The sequence below is a fragment of the Novosphingobium sp. BL-S-34 genome, from assembly GCF_056857015.1.
Genome location: NZ_JBXEPV010000003.1, coordinates 31,967 through 48,587 on the forward strand (window position 1 = coordinate 31,967; position 16,621 = coordinate 48,587).

The following is a 16,621-nucleotide window of genomic DNA, read 5'->3' on the forward strand; positions in this document are numbered from 1 at the left end:
CATGGGAAATTGGGGAAATGACAGGAAGGATCGGCGCGGTCCTTCGCGGACCGCGCCGAAGTGATACCACAAGCCTTACAGCGCGACGCGGGCGCCGATCGTCACGTAGCGTCCCACCACGTCATAGTAAGGCGAGTAGAGCGAGCCGACTGGCGGATCTTTGTCGAAGAGATTGTTGACATTGGCATAAAGCTCGAGCTGCGGGCCGGTATCATTCTTGATCCTCACCTTCATCTGCGCATCGAAGTAGGTATAGGCTTTGATGTGGTTGTTCGAGATCGCCAGCGTCGAGTTGTACTCGCCGGGCGAGATATAGCGAGCGCGCACGAGACCCGACAGGGCCTGGCTCTCATAACCAACCGTGGCATTTACACGCCACTTGGGCACGCCGAGACCGAAGGAATAGCCCTGCGAACGGACATATTCGATCTGCGAGACACCGTCGTTGGTAGTCAGACTGTCGATCCAGGTACCGACGAGACCGAGCCGGACCTGTCCCTTGCCAGAGCCGAAGACTTGGTCAAGCGGTAGGACGTAATCAACCTGGGCATCGATACCGTTGGTCTTGTAGTTCGACAGATTGACGTAACTTGACACGGTGCGGGTGATTTGCCCAGCTGCGTTGCGCTCAACGCGGCCGCACAGTTCGTTATTGCCGTTGTAGCACCGCGTCACCAGATCTTGAGCCGAGATTGTGGTGATCACGTCGTCGATAGTGATGTCGAAGTAATCGAGCGAGAGATTTAGGCGGGGGATCGAGGGCGGGTTCCAGGTCGCCCCGAAGGTCCAGGTATCGGCCTTCTCCGGATCGAGATCCGGATTGCCGCCACCGTTGCTGAGTACGTATTCGGTTTGCCCGTTCCAGGGGTTTACGATATTATTGTAGCCCGTCGTCGACTGCGTGAAGAGTTCCGAAAGATTGGCCGAGCGGATGTCTCGCGAACGCGTGATGCGGCCACGGAAGCCTGGAAAGAATTCGTTCGTTGCGCCCAGCTTCCACGACCAGATTGAGCCAGAGGTATTATAGTCCGACAGGCGGACTGCGCCGTTGAAGTCAAACCGGCGCAGAAGCGGGGTGTCGTGGACCAGCGGAACCAAAACTTCAGCGAAGGCTTCCTTCACGTTGAAGCTGCCAGATAACGGTGAGAAGCTGAACGTTCGATAGGCGCCAGCGGCATCGAGGTCGCTCACGGTCTGCCGAATCGATTCCTTGCGCGCTTCGGCGCCAATAGCGATCGAGACTGGGCCCGCAGGAAGTTGGAACGGCTCGCCGCGAAGGCTGATGCCGCCGACATCAAGCTTGGACTTCGCGCGCATCGAAGGGGTGCCGGTGACGTAATCGATGGCATCCTGTGAGGGGGAGCCTTCTCCGAACAGGTTAAGCGGTGCGCAGCCGGAGTTTGCATTGGTCAGGGCCACGCGGCACACGGCAGCGCCACTGGCCGGATCGATAACAGCATCAACAGCGTTCGCGAAATTTTGCGTAAGCAGGAAACCGGGGGTGTCGATGTTGTTCTGGTACTCACCGTGGCTGTAGTAAGCGCTGTAGCGCCAATCTCCGCCGAAAGTCCCATCAACCGCGAGCGTACCCTGCGTAGTCTTGCGCTCAAAATCGATGCGAGAGAAGGACAGGTCGTTGTTGAAGCGGCCCATGTAAAAACCGGTCTGGCCTGCGCTTGCCAAGGTGTCCTTGATGCCCTGCGACAGGAATGCGTTTTCTGCACTGATATAGACGCCAGAGCTTGCCGAACCCTGCACGTTATCACCGAACCAGGTGTAGTTGTTGTACATGCGCGAGTGCCGCAGTTCAGCCGTAACAGTCAGTGCGGGGCTGACTTCATAGCTGAGGCTGGCCATGCCCGAATAGCGGCGCTGCGGTGTGACAAGTGGGCTCAGGTCGTCGTTCGAAGGACCCTCGCCGCCGGCCGAATAGCTCCCCGAGACGGCATTGCCATAGTCATAAGGACGCAGCGATCCGTTCGAATTGAAGGCTTGCCCCCTCAGCGCGCCCGACGTGATGAGGCCGCCGTAGGCCATGTTCGCATAGCCAACATCCGGCGTCATCGTTCCGTTGAAGACCGCCCAGCGGCCCACGTTCGGGCGGCTGACCTTGGGCACCACGCCTTCACTGTCGTAGAATTCGCCGCCTACCACGAAGTGACCGCGACCGTCTCCAAAGGATACCCCCGCCTTGCCTTCGAAGCGATATTCGAAATCGTCATTGTAGCGCGACAGGCCGGCAGAGGCTCCCAATGTAGCGCCGGTGTACTTGCTGTCAGTCTGGAGATTGACGACACCAGCCACTGCGCCCGAACCCCAGGCCGCCGAAGCGCCGCCGGTGACAACGTCGACGCCCTTCAGCATGATCGATGGCACAGTATTCAAGTCGTTTTCGCTAGAGAAGCGGCGACCATTCATGAGCACGAGCGTGCGGTTCACGCCGAGTCCGCGAAGATCGACCGGTGCTTGTCCAGCGCCTGTATTCGTGCCGGTCGTCTGGGGCGAGGTGGTTGCGCGAAACTGCGGCATGTCGTTCAGCGCCGCAGCAACGTTGGCGCGCTGGCCGACCGAAAGATCGTCGGCGCCGAGATGCAGTGTCGGCGTAGGCGCGTCGAAGCCGGAGGCATCAATGCGGGTGCTGGACACGACGATCTCACCCAATGGCTCGTCGGGGGCAGCCGTGTTGTCCTGTGCTAGTGCCGGGAGCGCGAACGCCATGGCGGCGGCAAGCACACTGGCGCTGCCGGTCAGCCGGTTACGAAAAGATTTCATTAAGAAGCTCTGTTGCTGAGCCTCATTTCCTGAGGCCATTTATGTTGGTGGCCTCCCCCATGAATATCTATCAATGAGTGTTTGAACGCGCTCCGCTGTCACCGCCAAGTATAAGGCCGCGATCGATGGATATTGCGTTTATGTTGAGGTGCGACCCTCTAGTGTCTCATTTTTATTGCAAAGGTTTGTAACAATGGCGCCGCGATACACAACAACAATTTTTGCACTTGAGCAGACGCAAAAATGTTGCACCCTAGTGCAGCCCTTCCACGCTTCGCACCCTATCGATAAGATCTGCACTGTGAAATGCTGCCGATTGCCGCGATATACGGCCTGAAGATGATCAACGGATTGTGCAAACGTCCAAAGCGGCTGACCACATGTCGATCCGCCATAGACACCATTTGTAACTCATCGCACGGGCCCCGAAGAAGTCTAGTCGATCCTGTCTAAAGTTCATCGATCCATCAAATGGCTTGCGGTCGCTCTGCGATATCTGCAAGCAGTTGATTCAAGTCTTTCTCTCGGATTACTCTCTCGAACTGAAATCCCGCCTGGTGTCCATGTTGCCAGACTAAATGGGCATCGATCCGGCCAATGAACGGAAGGAGAAGCTCAACACGTTCGCCGAGCTCAAGAGCAATCGTGCCCTCGTTCATGAAGCCTTGCGCTGAAAGATTAATAATATGCAAGGCCATGTCGCCCAGCCGGCGATTGGTTCCAACCGTCTGAAAATCGACCCGGTGTCGCAGGGCTTTCCGTGCATCCCTCACCGACAATTTAGCTCGCATTGTCACTGCGCCAATTCTCCGCACTTCGACGACCAAATTAGACACAGATAGTTAAATTTATGCTAAGTCCAATCACCATATTCGCGGAGCGCTAATTAAATACACGTCAAAATGATGAACTTTCATTCATCTCATATCCATTTTGAGGGATGATTTTATTTTTCGCGTAAGGGATGCCGATAGCTCTCAATGACAGCATTGTAATGGCGAGCGGCGTCGATTTGCGGTGTATGTTAAACAGATGCAGAAAAATCTCAATTCTTCAGTGCAACTTTTTTCAGCCGTCCCGGCTCCTCGCATCGAGCATGTTTTCATGACCTTATCAACCGCAGGTTTTTCTCAATGGCCTCAAGACGAGGAAGACCTTTTAAGGTTTTTCACGTTTATGCTTGATTTACTTCAGGCTGGTGATTCAACGCCGAATCATTGAGTTACCCAATCCCGGGCTGTCTGCGAAAATCTGGGCAGCAATTGTTTGGAACTAAGGCGTGGTAAGGAAGGTCTGTCGGGATGTGCACAGACTGCTCGGCGCGTCATTTGGCGGGCTTCACCAGCCCGTCCTATTCATGGAGCGCCTGCATTCCCGAGCGCGCACCTGCTTGCGGATTTTCCACGTAATCAGGTCGAGCGGGATCGTAGCGTCTTTTTCATCGCGTGGGATCGAGAGGTTTGCTGGGTTGAAGGGCGGGGTGTGAGCGTTCTGCGGCATGGCCGCCCAAGCTAAGTCGGGGTTATCCTGAGCGCGGCGGCCATGGCCTGGAACACGGCGGCGTCGGGACAGGCGGAAGCGAAGGCGACACGAATGCGGGTGGCGGTTTCGATGACGCGGGCGGCGACCTTGAGGAGCCGCAGGCGCAAGGTGGCGAACTCGGCGGTGGCAAGAGCGGAGGCCCTTGGGATGGCCCGCCGGATGCGCCACATGATCCAGAACGCGGCGGTGTGCAGGATGAGCTGCATTTGGTTTGCGTTGGCCGAGCGGCACGAGGTGCGATCGCTGGCGAGTTGCGTCTCGTGCAGTTTGATGAGGTTTTCGGCTTGGCCACGGGCACAGTAGAGGCTGTCGTAGATATACTCGGCGGAGCCTTATCCAGCCTCTAAAACAACCTTCAGTCGAGAACGCTTGGATGTAACGAGATGAACAGCCTTGTAGCGTGCCAGATGCTTTGATCATTCGCTGTTCCGAGCTATCGCCGACGTTCCAAGCTAGCCGGATCAACTCAATCGTCAGGGCTTATTTACTCGATATGGCATTAATTACAATAACATAGCTAAGAGATGGCACCGCCTTTCCCTTAACGACTTCTTACCATAAATCAGTACCCAGACGCGCAGACTAACGGCAATCGCGCACGCTATCTCCTACCCATTCTGGATAGATTGACCGCGAATTTTTATTCTCTACCTTTTTGGTTGAAAAGGTGGCGCTTGCGGAAGCGCGCCTGTTTCGAAGCCTTGGCGCAGCCAAGCTCTAAACCTCCTGGCTCAAGGATGTGAAGGTGAAGCACCTATCCATTCCCAATGCAGTGCCGCCCATGGCGATATCCTCGGTCTTTCCCGGATCCGAGCGGCAAGTCGAATTCGTCGGTCCTCCGGGAGTTGGAAAGTCAGCTATCTATCAAGCGGTGCATGCTCGATTGGGGCGGCAGCGAGTCTATCGCACGGTACAGGAAGGCAGGTTTCTGGCGGCGATGGCAAACCTGGATCGCGTTAGTCCATTGCGCCGTATCTCCTATCGATCAGCCTTCCGGCTCCCACGAATAGGGGACGTATACGCCCGGCGACTGGCGATAACTGCTTCGGAAGTTTCATTCCGGCAGACTTTGCACGATCAAAGCGCCTTCCTGGAGTGCTGCATCGAATTGGCCCGGACAGGGTTTGGAGATGCGTTCTCCCAATTCTCCAGGCTACCGATCATGTTGGAACATCTGCGCGACCTGCACCTTTGGAACCGTCTTCCTCCTGCCGTACAAATTCTCCAACAGGACGCCCTTGTTCAAAAGGGATGGGCCTGTGACCGCCCGCTGAGAGAGGCGTATTTTTCTTCGGTGCCAAAGCCCGGAGCGGTCGTAGTGGTCGCGGCGCGGCCCGACGTGATTGTGGAACGCCTCCGCAGCAGGGACCGACGGATCAATGCCCACATCGATCTAAGCCCGAGCGAGCTTCATGCCGCCACCGTAAACGCCGCAGAAGCCTTCGATCTTGCATCTGACATCATGACGCGCCGTGATGTCCCCGTGCTCGAAGTGGACGGCGAGGCGGACCTTGCGGATGCGGCAGAGCAAGTTGCAGGTTTCCTGCAAGACAGGATGCTTCAACAGGAGATCAATTGATGGATTTTCAGACATTAAGCACCGCATACACGGGCGCGGCAGCAACAGGATATGATGCCCGCCGCGCGCCGACCACGAAGTGGCTTGGAGAAGACAGCGCGGTTGACGAACTTCTGCGGGTCGTCACTGCCGGCTCCACCGTGCTTGACATGCCGGTTGGAACCGGGCGCTTTCTCAAGCTCTACCGCAAGCGCGGCATGACCATCGTTGGACGCGACATTTCTCCCGACATGCTGAAAGCCGCGCGCGCCAAGCTGGAAGAAGTCGACGAATTGGAAGAACTGCACGGAAACGGCGAAGCGGGCTGGACGGACTGCACGCTCCAACTCGGAGATATCCGCGCCATTCCGGATGATGATGACACTTACGACTGCGCACTCAGCAGTCGTTTCCTCAACTGGGTCGACGCTCGCGGTCTTGAGGAAGTCCTGGGCGAATTGCGCCGCGTTTCAAAGCGCTACCTGATCGTGGGCATCCGCCACCAGGTTCCAACCCGAGACTTGCTGCTTAACGGGCCAAAAGGCTTGCGGCGTTTCGTGACAAGATATTTGCTCGATTTCAGGCGATCCCTGAGGCGACTGTTGAGACACCCCAAGGCGAACGCCCCTCACACGATCCAGCATGACAGGGATGTGATATTCCAAACTTTCCGTAAGCTGAAACTTCGCATCGATACCCGAATACTTGTCGAGCACGGGCGTGACGGCACGGATTACTACTTCTACCGCCTCATAAAGGAGGCATAACGCCAGCATAACCGCCAACGGCACGTTCGTCGGCCTAGCTAGCTAGATGCCGTAATTGCATTGCACTGTCACGCGTGTCACAAAACGCGTGACGGGCGCGCACCTCACGCAACGCATTATTTCCCACTACGGCCGCGCGATCTAGAGAACGCGCGATCGCTGCTCAGAAATGCTTCGAGCATCGCTGGAACTAGAGTAGAAAAAGCCTCTTTGCCCTAATCCTTCGCATCCCCAGGTTTAGCGGCAGACATGGAACTTGTGGTGGTGGCGCCATTCGGTTCAGCAGCGTCGATCGTTTCAGCGATAGCGGTGGCCGCTCCAATACCGCGGGCGATCATAGCGGCGATAATCATGATATTGGTCGCGTCGCCCTTCGTAGCGCTGGTGATCGCGAGGGTGTGCGTCGGCCGTAGCGGCTATGCCGGGCCGCCAGCTATTGCCGAAAGTACAAGAGGTTATTTAAGAATTTTCATAGTGGCCTTCTTATGGTGGAAGCCATGAGATGGCTCGGTGGATGGATTGCCGATGTACGCCGCGACGACTTGTGGCTCGTTCACTGCAACTAGGGGTGTGCGCCCTTATGTCCGGGATCGGGCATCTCCCCCCTCAACCGGGCGATTAAGGTTGACCTCGCCGTCGCCGAAACCAGTCGATGCAAAGAGCATCATCTGTTCGGCCTTTCACCCGACGTGAGCGATCTCTCCCGAGGCCGCTTCGAGCTTTAAGAAATGGGAGCACCGCCGGTTTCGCCGCAGTCTTCGGGAAGATGTGGCCCACCTGGCGGCTTATCATGAATACGCATCGCTGTGTTCAGCGGAAAGCCTCTTTCGACAAGAGACGCAGGTCATCATCGCCGGGGCATTCGTAGGCCATCGTAATTGGTTGTGCATGGTTCGCTTCATATCGCGAAGTCGCAGGACGCTCCGAAACCTCCCTAAGGTCCGAGTTCCAAGAGCCAGGACGCCATCTCTTCGTTGCCTTGGGCCCGGGCTAAGCTGACAGCATCGTTTCCCGCAGCGTCAATCGCTCGCAGATCCGCGCCGTTGGAAACAAGCAAATCGATAATATCGCGGTGACCAAAAAGTGATGCCATCATCAGTGGCGTTTGACCGGCGGAATTGCGCTGGTTGGCATCAGCTCCTGCATCAATGAGTTTTTTCGCAATCCTGAGGTGGCCCTTAAAACACACTCCCATTAACGGGCTCCCGCTCACCGTGTCACCATCGGCCGCCGCGCCCAGCTCGAGGAGCAATCCGGTTGTGCTCTCGTGACCATTGTACGTTGCGAGTACCAGCGCCGTATGGCCTTTGATATCGTGGGCTTCCAGATCCGCGCCTGCGTCGATCAGGGGGGTGATCATATCGTCCCGTCCGATTCGCGCTGCTTCAAACAGCAGCTCTTGGATCCTTTCGGGCGATGGCAGGGACGAGTCATTTACAGATCCCGGGGGGCCTTGGTCATGGCGCTGGTCGTCAACGGATTGTTGATCGGGGCGGTTCGCATTGGCTTTCCCGCGAGTATCGTTCGATCCTGTCATGTGCCAAGCTCCGGCGTTCCCAAAAAGGGACATTGTTTGGGCCCGCGCCCATTCATTCACCACAACATCGGTTGTATCGATGAGTTCCGAAAGTTTCGCGAACGCTATCAAGCGATCGGTTAATGGCAGCCGAGGCGGAGCAATCCAGCGGGTGTAAGCGGTAACCGCGAATCGCGGACGTCGCCAGGTTGTGGTGCCCTCCCCTTCCTGTTGGGCTATTCCCTGCTTTGTCGGGCTGCTTGTTGTTCGCTGTCATCGCCGCCGAGATCGAGTGACCATTTGATTATCTGCTCTTCGGTGATCCGGGCTAACAGGTTCAATTTCTGAGCTTCTGCCGGGTCAGAAGACGGCGCTGTTTGCAGCAGGTCAATCTTTTGCAAGAGGCGGCTTCGCTCGATATTAAAATACTTAAGGCATTTTTCGAGCATGTCCCCGGACCCCCAAATATATGGACTTACGTGCCCGGTGGATTTCGAAGAAAACGCCGAGATTGTTTGCGGATCGCCGCAACGAAGCGGACTGAACTGGCGGTTCTAGGCAGGAGTGCTGGCGGTTATCGAAAAAATTAGCAATAGGCGGGATGATCATTGTTCACATCCGGTCTACAATGCTTTTCTCCCTGCGAGAATGCCACCGCGGTTTAAGTTAAGGCTGTAGATGGGAATATTCAATTCGCCTGACGATGTCGGCCAGCGGCAAGGCTCACCCCGCGCGAGCATCGCAAGATGAGCCCGAGTCTGTTCAAAAATAGAATGATACTTGCAGGTCGGGAAATCAAGAATTGTGCGGCGGCTAAAATTAGCCGCCGCATAGTTTCATTCTTCGTTATCTAGGCCTTCGTCCTCGACCATGCCTTCGATCGATTCATCATCGTCTTCAACATCTACATACTCCAACGGATTGAGACCGAGCTCAGCAGCAACCTCGAGTTCGGTCGCAACCACCTCAATCTGGTCTCCATTTTCGAGTTCGATTATCGTCACTTCCGGTTCCTCACCGGCCGCAAGATGCACGACATCATCGCTGTCGATCTCAACGTCATCACCATCGACATTCTCGAACGTTGCTTTTGGCATAAAGCTCACTCCATGGGGGTCAAGCCACAACACCGTGTCCATTGATTTGGTTTCGGTTCCGGGGTTTTTTGCTGTTCCGCTGGGCTTTCGAGGGCCTGGGCTTAATCGAGATTGATAAGCTCCAAGCTGGCAACGTAGCGAGCCGCCGGATATCGGAGATGGGTTCTTTGAAAGGTTTGGGAGTTCCGCGCGGATTGGCGTCACGCAAAACTCCCAGCGACACAAATCCGATGGTGTGCACCGGTTCTGCGGAGCCCATTCGAGTCTTCCAAGGATGCTACGCCAAGTTGGGCGGCGCTATCGGGAAAAACCCGGACCCAGCAATGGAATACATATCTTAGAATGGCGCGCCGTCCATCCGCTGACAGAAAGATCATAAAGCCAAGAGTCCGACGGTTCGCGCCGCGGAAAGTCTGCTGTCGCCGATTTGAACGAGATCGAAACAGAGAAGACCGGAGATCTTAGAATCCTCCGGTCTTCCCATTTGGAATAATGATCTACCAGTTTAGGCCGGCCCGAATATAGAGGTAACGCCCATTGAAGCCAAACGGCGAGTAGTACGGGAATGCGGTCACGCCCGTACTGTTGAGAGCTGCCGGAGTTTGTCGGGGATATACGTCGAAGAGGTTGCTAGCACCAACTGCCAGATCTAAAGCAGAAGCATGGGGCTGATAGCGTACTTCCAGATCGGTGATTGCACGCTTTCCGGTATTAAGATCGCTCGTGGCCACAGTGCCGGGTTGCAGCACATCGCCGTAATATGTGACGCGCGCCGTCGCCCCGAGATTGTTGCCAGTCCAGACGAGCGTGCCTGACACCTTTTCACCAGGGGTGCCGTCTTCGATCGTCAGGATCCGGCTACGAGCAAACAGGGTCGACAGCTCGCTGGTGGGGACCTTGGTGACTTTGATGTTGTTGAGGTTGCCCGCAACCGTGAAATCGAAAGTGCCTGCGGCGTCTGTAAGCACCTTGTAGCTTGCGACCGCGTCAACACCTTTGGTGGTCGTGGCCAGTCCGTTGAGGAAAAAGCGGGCAGCGGACACGCCCTCGATACCGGTGACCGGGATATTTTCCGAAAGCCCGATCTGGTTGCGAACGTGGATGCGGTAGCCGTCCACGGTGAGCGAGAAGCCGCCGGCACGCACAACGAAACCGGCCGACAGGTTGGTGGACTTTTCTGGTTCCAGCGGTTGACCCCCCAGCGATACGGCTTGGGAAGAAGTGGAAGGGTAGGTTCCTGTGCTGAGCGGATTACCGTTCTGCACGACCGTAGTGATAGACGTATAATACTGCTGGATGAGACTGGGAGCACGGAAGCCGGTCGAGGCCGTGCCGCGAATAGCGAACGCGGGAGCAATGTCATATCGCACTGAGAGCTTGCCGGTTCCGGTCGTGCCGAAATCCGAATAGTCCTCCCCGCGACCCGCTAATCCGATCAAGAGCTTATCGGTGACTTGAGCTTCGAGGTCTAGATAGACGGAACCGTTCTGACGGTGCCTGTCAACCACGTTCTGCGGCCCGAATCCGGGGAAGCCCTGTGCGCCAGGTGTTGCGCTGGGAAAGGCCGTGCCATAGCCATAAGAAGCGGGTTCGCCGGCCTTTATCTGGTAGCTTTCGCGGCGCCCCTCTGCGCCCCATGCCACGTTTAGCGACTTGAAGACATCAAATTGCCTGGAAAAGTCTACCCCAGCGACCCATTGGTCATAGATCGACGCACCGTCGTAGAAGTCGGTCGGACTATCCGCGCCGTAGGTATAATTCGCGGAATCGCGCGTCCAGTAATCGATGCGGTTGCGGCCATAGCTGGCGTTGAAGTCGGCTTTCCAGCCAGCGATTTCGCCGCGCAGCCCGCCGGTCACTGTCAAGTCTTTGGAATGAGTGTTGATCTTTGGAAGGAACCCTTCAAGGCCGTAAGCCCCCGCTCCCGTGGTGCCTTGTGTCAGGCGCGGGAACGCGGCCGAACTGGTGTCACGGTACTGATAGCCACCGAAGGCGTAGATTTCCCAGGTCTCGCTAAGCGGCTTAGCCGAGTTGACGTAGATGGAGTAGCTGTCGACCTTTGGATCGCCGAAGCGGTTGTCCACGACCGGGATGGCCAGGCGCGGGTCGACGTCGCCGCGGCTGGTTGGATTGCGGTGGGTATATTCGCCCGACACCGTCAGGAAGCCATCTTGCCCAAGCTTGATGCCCTGCCATCCCGCTGCAGTGACAATACTTTCACCAATGACGTGGCGGCTGTCCCGCGCGGTGTCCACCTGCGTATCGTAGAGACCGTAAGTCACCGTGCTGCCGCCGCCGTGATCGGCTTCGCGAAGGCGCAAGTTCACGACGCCGGCGATGGCATCCGAGCCGTATTGTGCAGAAGCGCCGTCTCGCAGCACCTCTATGGAACTGAGCGCAGTGGATGGAATCGTGTTGAGATCCACCGCCGCGGAACCGCGCCCGACCACCCCGTTGACGTTGAGAGAGGCCGAAGTATGAGCCCGCACTCCGTTTATAAGCACAAGCGTCTGGTCAGGGCTCATCCCGCGCAAGATCGCTGGGCGGATCGCGTCGGTGCCGTCGTTTGCGGCAGGGCGCGGGAAGGAAATCGAGGGAACCGAGCTCGCAAGTGCCGTTGCCAGTTCTGTCGTGCCTTGCTGTTTAAGCTCTTGGGCCGTCACCACGTCCACTGGCGAGGCACTATCAAGCTTGGAGCGTCCCGCGGCACGTGTACCGGTCACGACAATATCATCGCTGCTGCTGTTATCGACCGCTTCCGTATCGGCGGCAGCTTGCTGTGCAAACGCGGTCCCGCTCGTGACCAGTGCACCGCCGGAAACGGCAGCAAGTAACAGAGCAGTTTTCAACGTCATCATATTCTCCTCGCGCGTGAAGACGGGACGTTCTTCTCGCGGTATGTCCTGAACCTTGTTGTGCTGTCTCCCGCAGCTGGTGGTACCAGCGCGGAAGGATGCAGCATCACCGCCTGGTCTTCGTTGATGACGGAAATGGCACGAAAGCGTGGGATGTGTCTGTTTAGTTTTTGAAATATGACACGAAGTTCTTCTTGCAGAAGGAATGTGCGCCGCCCCTTTTTAGCCCAATGTCGGCCGCGCCCCCTCCCCGCGCAGCGACACCTCTCCTATTTATACCCAGATCGAATGGTTGAGCCGGCCAAAAGCACAAGAAGGATTTGTCGATGACGCAGCGTATCAAAATCGACTTCGTTTCCGACATTGCCTGTCCTTGGTGCATTATCGGCTTGAAGGGGCTTCAGATCGCGCTTGACCGCCTCAAAGGCGAAGTTTTGGCAGACATCCAGTTTAGGCCCTTCGAACTCAATCCGACGATGGGCCCCGAAGGTCAGGATCTGGGAGAACATATTGCAGAGAAATATGGATCGACACCCGAGCAATCGGCCGCCAATCGTGCTGCGATCCGCGACCGCGCGCAAAGCGTCGGCTTCGCGATCAAGATGACGAATGACAGCCGTATCTTCAACACTTTCGATGCCCACCGGCTTCTGCACTGGGCAGGCGAGCTTGGAGATCAAACCGCACTGAAACTTGCATTGTTCGAGGCCTATTTCACGCAGGGTGCCAATGTTTCGGATCATCATGTGCTAATGAGGGCGGTCCAGGCGGCGGGCTTGGACAGCGAGCGCGCGCGCGAGGTTCTCAAGAGTGAGCATTATGTGGAAGCGGTTCGGGAGGAGGAAGCTCTCTGGCAGTCGCGCGGGATAAACAGCGTTCCGGCAATCGTGGTCGACGATCGTTATCTGATCAGCGGAGGGCAGCCGCCTGAGGCGTTCGAGCAGGCACTTCGCAGTATTGCAGCTCAGGCGCCGACCGAGTGAGCATCACAGCGTGGGGGTTAAAACTGATCGCGCGGGGGAAACGCCAGAAGGTCGATGCAAGAGGCGTTTCGTTTGGGACACCGCCCTTCCGGTGTATTCGCCCATTACCCGTTGCCCGTTGCCCATTGCGCCCGCTGCGGCGCGATAGCCCAGCTGGCGAGCGTGATAAACAAAACAATACCGATCCCGCTTGCCAGCACGCTGTGTGGCCGGCGCAAGCGTCGGCGGGCGTACGCCCGAGCAAACCTACTTTGACAATCTGCCGCAGGCCGTGGCAGCGTGAATTGGCCGCGACTTGCGGGGCGTCGCTCCGGCCAGCTACGCTCGCCCTCCATGACGCAGCGTGAACAACCAACCCGCAGACGATCAGCCTATCAGGCGTCAAGGCTGTTGAGACAAACCCGGGCACTTCTCAGAGCCGAACAAGTTGGGCCAGGATAATATCTTCGTTCATGTAGCTTAAGGCTGATGGCAGTTCCCGTGGAAGCTGCCAGCAGCGGCCGGCGTTGGGAATGGCTTTGATCCGACCAATTGGCGTTTAGCCTTGGAATACCCGCGCTTCCCCAATTCAAGACTTGAATGTCTCTCTTTCGGGCGATGCCCTAGGGAATGAGACGATCCAAACGAAGCCGTTCGAATAACGCGAAAAAGGCGTCATCGGTGGGTTGATAGGACGTAAAGCCAAGTCGCCGGCTTTTCGACATGTCTGTCACCACCTCGATCGGTCGGCCAAGATCTGCGTCGGTGTGCCAAGGAGATGCGAGACGGGACAAATCAGGCTCGGCCAAGCCTTCCCGATCGGCAATCTTGCGCCAGACCTTGGCATCATCCGCCATCTGCATTTCCAAAGGCCGCACAATCCCATCGAAAGGTACAGGCTCGATGCCGAACCAATCTGCAATGCGGCCCCACATCCACTGCCAGCGGAATACATCGCCATCGACCACGTTGAAGTCTTCGTTGTGCGCAGGTTTGGTCTCGCTCGCCCAAAGGAGATGGCGCGCCAGCTGCCGAGCATCAGTCATGTCGGTCAAGCCGCTCCACTGGGCCGCGGAGCCCGGGAAGGTGAATGGGCGTCCCAACTCCCGGCACAAAGCCGCGTAAACCGCCAGGGTCGTTCCCATGTTCATGGCGTTGCCGACCGCCTTACCTATGACGGTATGGGGACGATGAATGCTCCAGGTAAAACCATCGCGCCGAGCCGCGGCGAAAAGCTCATCTTCTTGAGCATAGTAGAAGTTTTCGACATCGAGCCGGCCTTGCTCCTCGCGGAAAGGCGTCTGGGGCAGGATGCCTTTTCCGTAGGCCTCGAATGGGCCAAGGTAGTGTTTGAGGCCAGTAACCAGCGCTACGTGACGGGAGCCGGACGCCCTCGGTAAACTGGCGAGCAGGTTACGAACCATGTTCGCATTCACCCGTATGTTTTCCGCCTCGCTGTCTTGGCGTAGCCAGGTAGTGATGAAGATTGCGTCAGGATCAATATCCGCAAGCGCGGCACCGGTCGCTTGCTCGTCCTGCAGGTCGGCGGCAATGGGGATCACGCCGTCCTGTTCGATCGGCCGCCTGGCCAGCCCATATAACTTCCAACCTTGCTCGACTAATAATGTCGCCGTTGCGTTTCCAACGATCCCGCTTGCCCCCACTACCAAGGCCGTTTTCACCATCTTCATTTCCTTCGTCTCGTGCATGGGCAAATCAACTAGGCACGAAGCGCGTTTGCTTCTAGACGGCACCAAATAGGTCACTAGGCACCAAAAGGTTACCAGCTATGTTCCCAGGTACGGCTGAAGAAGAGTGGCGCGAAGACTGCGCCCCGCGCCGGGTGCTCTCGTTGTTCGCAACCAAATGGACCAGCATGGTGCTGCACACCTTGCACGCTCGTCATGGTGGCACTTGCCGCACTGGCGTACTGCAGCGAAGCCTTCCAGGCATCTCGAAGAAGATGCTGACGCAGACCCTACGAGATATGGAAGAGATCGGCTTGATTAGCCGCCATGTCCAAAGCGATATGCCGCCAGCGGTGGAATACCGCCTTACAGAACTGGGCGTGCGTTTCGTTGAGCCGGTTGAATTGCTCTACGCATGGGGCCGCAGCAATCCCGATGCTCTCGAGCAACTTGGCACCAGAGCAACGAGCAGAAGACGCTGACATGCCCGGCCGCTTTTCGAGCGACGCCGCGTTGGAACTTGCCGATCACACTTCGGGGTAGCGAGATAGGTCGACTTCCTTGCCTGGGCCGCTGAACATCTTGGCGGAGAGATTGCGGACCGGGTCAAGACTAGCGAGACCGAGCATGCCATGCAACAACCGAATACCCAGGCGGGTTTGAGGATGCATCAAACGCGGTCCGATCTTGGGGACGCCCTGTCCATCCTCCACCATCGGCCGCATCTGCGTTTCATAGGCAGCGAAAGCTTCTGCCACGGCATCTGCGCGCGCAAGTTCTCCGGCAAGAACATAAGCGCCGGTCACGGCAAGTGTAGCTCCTATCCCTGCCAGTGGGGTTGCACACCAAGCCGCATCGCCCGTCAACACCGCACGTCCTGAAGACCAGCGCGGCATCTTCACTTGGCGCAGCGCATCGAAGTAGAAGTCTTCGGTGTGGTCCATGGCTTCGAGAATGCGCGGTGTTTCCCACCCGGCATCCGCAAAGCAATCGCGCAGGAAGGCTTTCTGACGCTTTGTATTCCAATCCTGCGCGCCATCGGCTTCTTTAAAGATCGACAACATCGCGCGTGCCGTGCCGTGGCGGTCTGGGCGCAGTGATACGCTGCGTTTGCCAGGCGCATTGTACCACCGCCACATTCGATCATCGTCCGGCGTCCGGGGAATAGTGAAATAGGCGATAGTCAGGTCCATCCAGCGCGGCTCGTTCTCACCAGGAAAGACCAGTTCTCGCGTGCCTGACCCAACGCCCTCCGCGATAATCAGCGCATCAAAATCGCCGGTTGCGCCACTTGCGAATGTAACTGAAATGGCCTGATCAATCTCGTCAACCCTGACAATATGATCGCCGAAGCGGAAGCGCGCGTCATGTCTGGCTGCATCGTAAAGCAAGCGAGCCAGGTCGCCCCGCAGGATTTCCATTTCAGCCGTTGGGCCGTCTCCTTCGATCTCGCTGACAAGGAAGCGTGCAGCCTCGCTCCCGTCAGCATTGACCCATGCTGTCCCTTCCTCACCTGTACCTTTCTTTAGCGCCTCGGCCTCGAGACCCATCCGCTGAAGTACCTCGCGCCCGACCCCGCGAATATCAATGTTCTGGCCTCCATCACGAAACTCGGGTGCGCGCTCCACAACGGTTATATCGAACCCACGCCTCATCAATGCGAGGGCGGCTGCGTTACCAGCGATGCTCGCGCCGGTGATCAGTAGGTGCTGTGGCATAAGGTCGCTTCGGCCATGATCCGGTCCTAAGGTTCATTCCAAGAAACCCATGCATCTTGGTAGCGTTCCCCGTGGATTTATGGCCCCCGCTCCGCGAAGTCTCCGCTACATCTCACGAAACCTTGAATCGTGTTCCGTGGCCGATT

Annotated in this window: 13 protein-coding genes and 2 pseudogenes; 5 read left to right on the forward strand and 10 right to left on the reverse strand. The window is 57.2% G+C overall.

Translation table 11 applies throughout. From position 1 onward, the window contains the following. Window positions 1–75: 75 nt before the first annotated feature. Window positions 76–2,811, reverse strand: coding sequence for a TonB-dependent receptor domain-containing protein (locus AC1VV3_RS23005; RefSeq protein WP_482963396.1), 2,736 nt, complete (start codon window positions 2,809–2,811; stop codon window positions 76–78). 428 nt (window positions 2,812–3,239) lie between these two features. Further along, complete coding sequence (locus AC1VV3_RS23010; protein ID WP_482963397.1) at window positions 3,240–3,599, reverse strand: PilZ domain-containing protein; 360 nt, start codon at window positions 3,597–3,599, stop codon at window positions 3,240–3,242. Between the two features lie 205 nt (window positions 3,600–3,804). On the opposite strand from AC1VV3_RS23010, the gene AC1VV3_RS23015 reads away from it, so the two are divergent. Beyond that, window positions 3,805–3,993 (forward strand): hypothetical protein, encoded by a 189-nt coding sequence (locus tag AC1VV3_RS23015; protein WP_132269420.1) that lies wholly within the window; start codon window positions 3,805–3,807, stop codon window positions 3,991–3,993. A 290-nt stretch (window positions 3,994–4,283) separates the two neighbouring features. On the opposite strand, the pseudogene AC1VV3_RS23020 reads toward AC1VV3_RS23015, so the two are convergent. Next, window positions 4,284–4,646: pseudogene (locus AC1VV3_RS23020) on the reverse strand (transposase); the annotation flags it as partial. A 449-nt stretch (window positions 4,647–5,095) separates the two neighbouring features. Between AC1VV3_RS23020 and AC1VV3_RS23025 the strand changes: the two are divergent. Both AC1VV3_RS23025 and AC1VV3_RS23030 read left to right on the forward strand, forming a co-directional pair. Then, window positions 5,096–5,893, forward strand: coding sequence for a hypothetical protein (locus AC1VV3_RS23025; protein ID WP_482963398.1), 798 nt, complete (start codon window positions 5,096–5,098; stop codon window positions 5,891–5,893). Further along, a complete protein-coding gene (locus tag AC1VV3_RS23030; protein ID WP_465128825.1) occupies window positions 5,893–6,639 on the forward strand; it encodes a class I SAM-dependent methyltransferase in 747 nt (248 codons plus the stop codon). Before AC1VV3_RS23025 ends, AC1VV3_RS23030 begins: the two co-directional genes overlap by 1 nt. 116 nt (window positions 6,640–6,755) lie before the next feature. On the opposite strand, the pseudogene AC1VV3_RS23035 reads toward AC1VV3_RS23030, so the two are convergent. From AC1VV3_RS23035 to AC1VV3_RS23055, 5 genes and pseudogenes are all read right to left on the reverse strand, one after another. Continuing rightward, window positions 6,756–6,836, reverse strand: a pseudogene (locus tag AC1VV3_RS23035) (DUF2274 domain-containing protein); the annotation flags it as partial. A 737-nt stretch (window positions 6,837–7,573) separates the two neighbouring features. Beyond that, on the reverse strand, window positions 7,574–8,176 hold the full coding sequence (locus AC1VV3_RS23040) for an ankyrin repeat domain-containing protein (RefSeq protein ID WP_132269542.1): 603 nt from the start codon (window positions 8,174–8,176) through the stop codon (window positions 7,574–7,576). Window positions 8,177–8,391: 215 nt separating this feature from the next. Continuing rightward, window positions 8,392–8,604 carry a hypothetical protein gene (locus AC1VV3_RS23045; protein ID WP_465128823.1) on the reverse strand — a complete coding sequence of 71 codons (213 nt, stop codon included), beginning with the start codon at window positions 8,602–8,604 and terminating at the stop codon, window positions 8,392–8,394. Window positions 8,605–8,991: 387 nt separating this feature from the next. After that, window positions 8,992–9,456, reverse strand: a complete 465-nt coding sequence (locus tag AC1VV3_RS23050) for a hypothetical protein (protein ID WP_482963399.1) — start codon at window positions 9,454–9,456, stop codon at window positions 8,992–8,994. Window positions 9,457–9,749: 293 nt separating this feature from the next. Further along, entirely contained in the window at window positions 9,750–12,107 is a 2,358-nt protein-coding gene (locus AC1VV3_RS23055) for a TonB-dependent receptor plug domain-containing protein (RefSeq protein ID WP_482963400.1), read from the reverse strand. Between the two features lie 326 nt (window positions 12,108–12,433). On the opposite strand from AC1VV3_RS23055, the gene AC1VV3_RS23060 reads away from it, so the two are divergent. Further along, complete coding sequence (locus AC1VV3_RS23060) at window positions 12,434–13,090, forward strand: DsbA family oxidoreductase (RefSeq protein WP_465128820.1); 657 nt, start codon at window positions 12,434–12,436, stop codon at window positions 13,088–13,090. A gap of 602 nt (window positions 13,091–13,692) precedes the next feature. Here the strand turns inward: AC1VV3_RS23060 and AC1VV3_RS23065 are convergent. Then, on the reverse strand, window positions 13,693–14,754 hold the full coding sequence (locus tag AC1VV3_RS23065) for an SDR family oxidoreductase (protein ID WP_465128848.1): 1,062 nt from the start codon (window positions 14,752–14,754) through the stop codon (window positions 13,693–13,695). 104 nt (window positions 14,755–14,858) lie between these two features. Here AC1VV3_RS23065 and AC1VV3_RS23070 point away from each other — a divergent pair, with 104 nt between their 5' ends. After that, a complete protein-coding gene (locus AC1VV3_RS23070) occupies window positions 14,859–15,239 on the forward strand; it encodes a winged helix-turn-helix transcriptional regulator (protein WP_132269424.1) in 381 nt (126 codons plus the stop codon). Between the two features lie 45 nt (window positions 15,240–15,284). On the opposite strand, the gene AC1VV3_RS23075 is transcribed toward AC1VV3_RS23070, so the two are convergent. Beyond that, on the reverse strand, window positions 15,285–16,475 hold the full coding sequence (locus tag AC1VV3_RS23075) for an FAD-dependent monooxygenase (protein WP_482963401.1): 1,191 nt from the start codon (window positions 16,473–16,475) through the stop codon (window positions 15,285–15,287). Window positions 16,476–16,621 lie beyond the last annotated feature (146 nt).

Coding starts and splice junctions, on each gene's coding strand:
- AC1VV3_RS23055 (WP_482963400.1), bottom strand. CDS start 12,107: ATGACGTTGAAAACTGCTCTGTTACTTGCTGCCGTTTCCGGCGGTGCA.
- AC1VV3_RS23070 (WP_132269424.1), top strand. CDS start 14,859: ATGTTCCCAGGTACGGCTGAAGAAGAGTGGCGCGAAGACTGCGCCCCG.
- AC1VV3_RS23025 (WP_482963398.1), top strand. CDS start 5,096: ATGGCGATATCCTCGGTCTTTCCCGGATCCGAGCGGCAAGTCGAATTC.
- AC1VV3_RS23040 (WP_132269542.1), bottom strand. CDS start 8,176: ATGACAGGATCGAACGATACTCGCGGGAAAGCCAATGCGAACCGCCCC.
- AC1VV3_RS23015 (WP_132269420.1), top strand. CDS start 3,805: ATGCAGAAAAATCTCAATTCTTCAGTGCAACTTTTTTCAGCCGTCCCG.
- AC1VV3_RS23075 (WP_482963401.1), bottom strand. CDS start 16,475: ATGCCACAGCACCTACTGATCACCGGCGCGAGCATCGCTGGTAACGCA.
- AC1VV3_RS23065 (WP_465128848.1), bottom strand. CDS start 14,754: ATGGTGAAAACGGCCTTGGTAGTGGGGGCAAGCGGGATCGTTGGAAAC.
- AC1VV3_RS23045 (WP_465128823.1), bottom strand. CDS start 8,604: ATGCTCGAAAAATGCCTTAAGTATTTTAATATCGAGCGAAGCCGCCTC.
- AC1VV3_RS23030 (WP_465128825.1), top strand. CDS start 5,893: ATGGATTTTCAGACATTAAGCACCGCATACACGGGCGCGGCAGCAACA.
- AC1VV3_RS23060 (WP_465128820.1), top strand. CDS start 12,434: ATGACGCAGCGTATCAAAATCGACTTCGTTTCCGACATTGCCTGTCCT.
- AC1VV3_RS23005 (WP_482963396.1), bottom strand. CDS start 2,811: ATGGCCTCAGGAAATGAGGCTCAGCAACAGAGCTTCTTAATGAAATCT.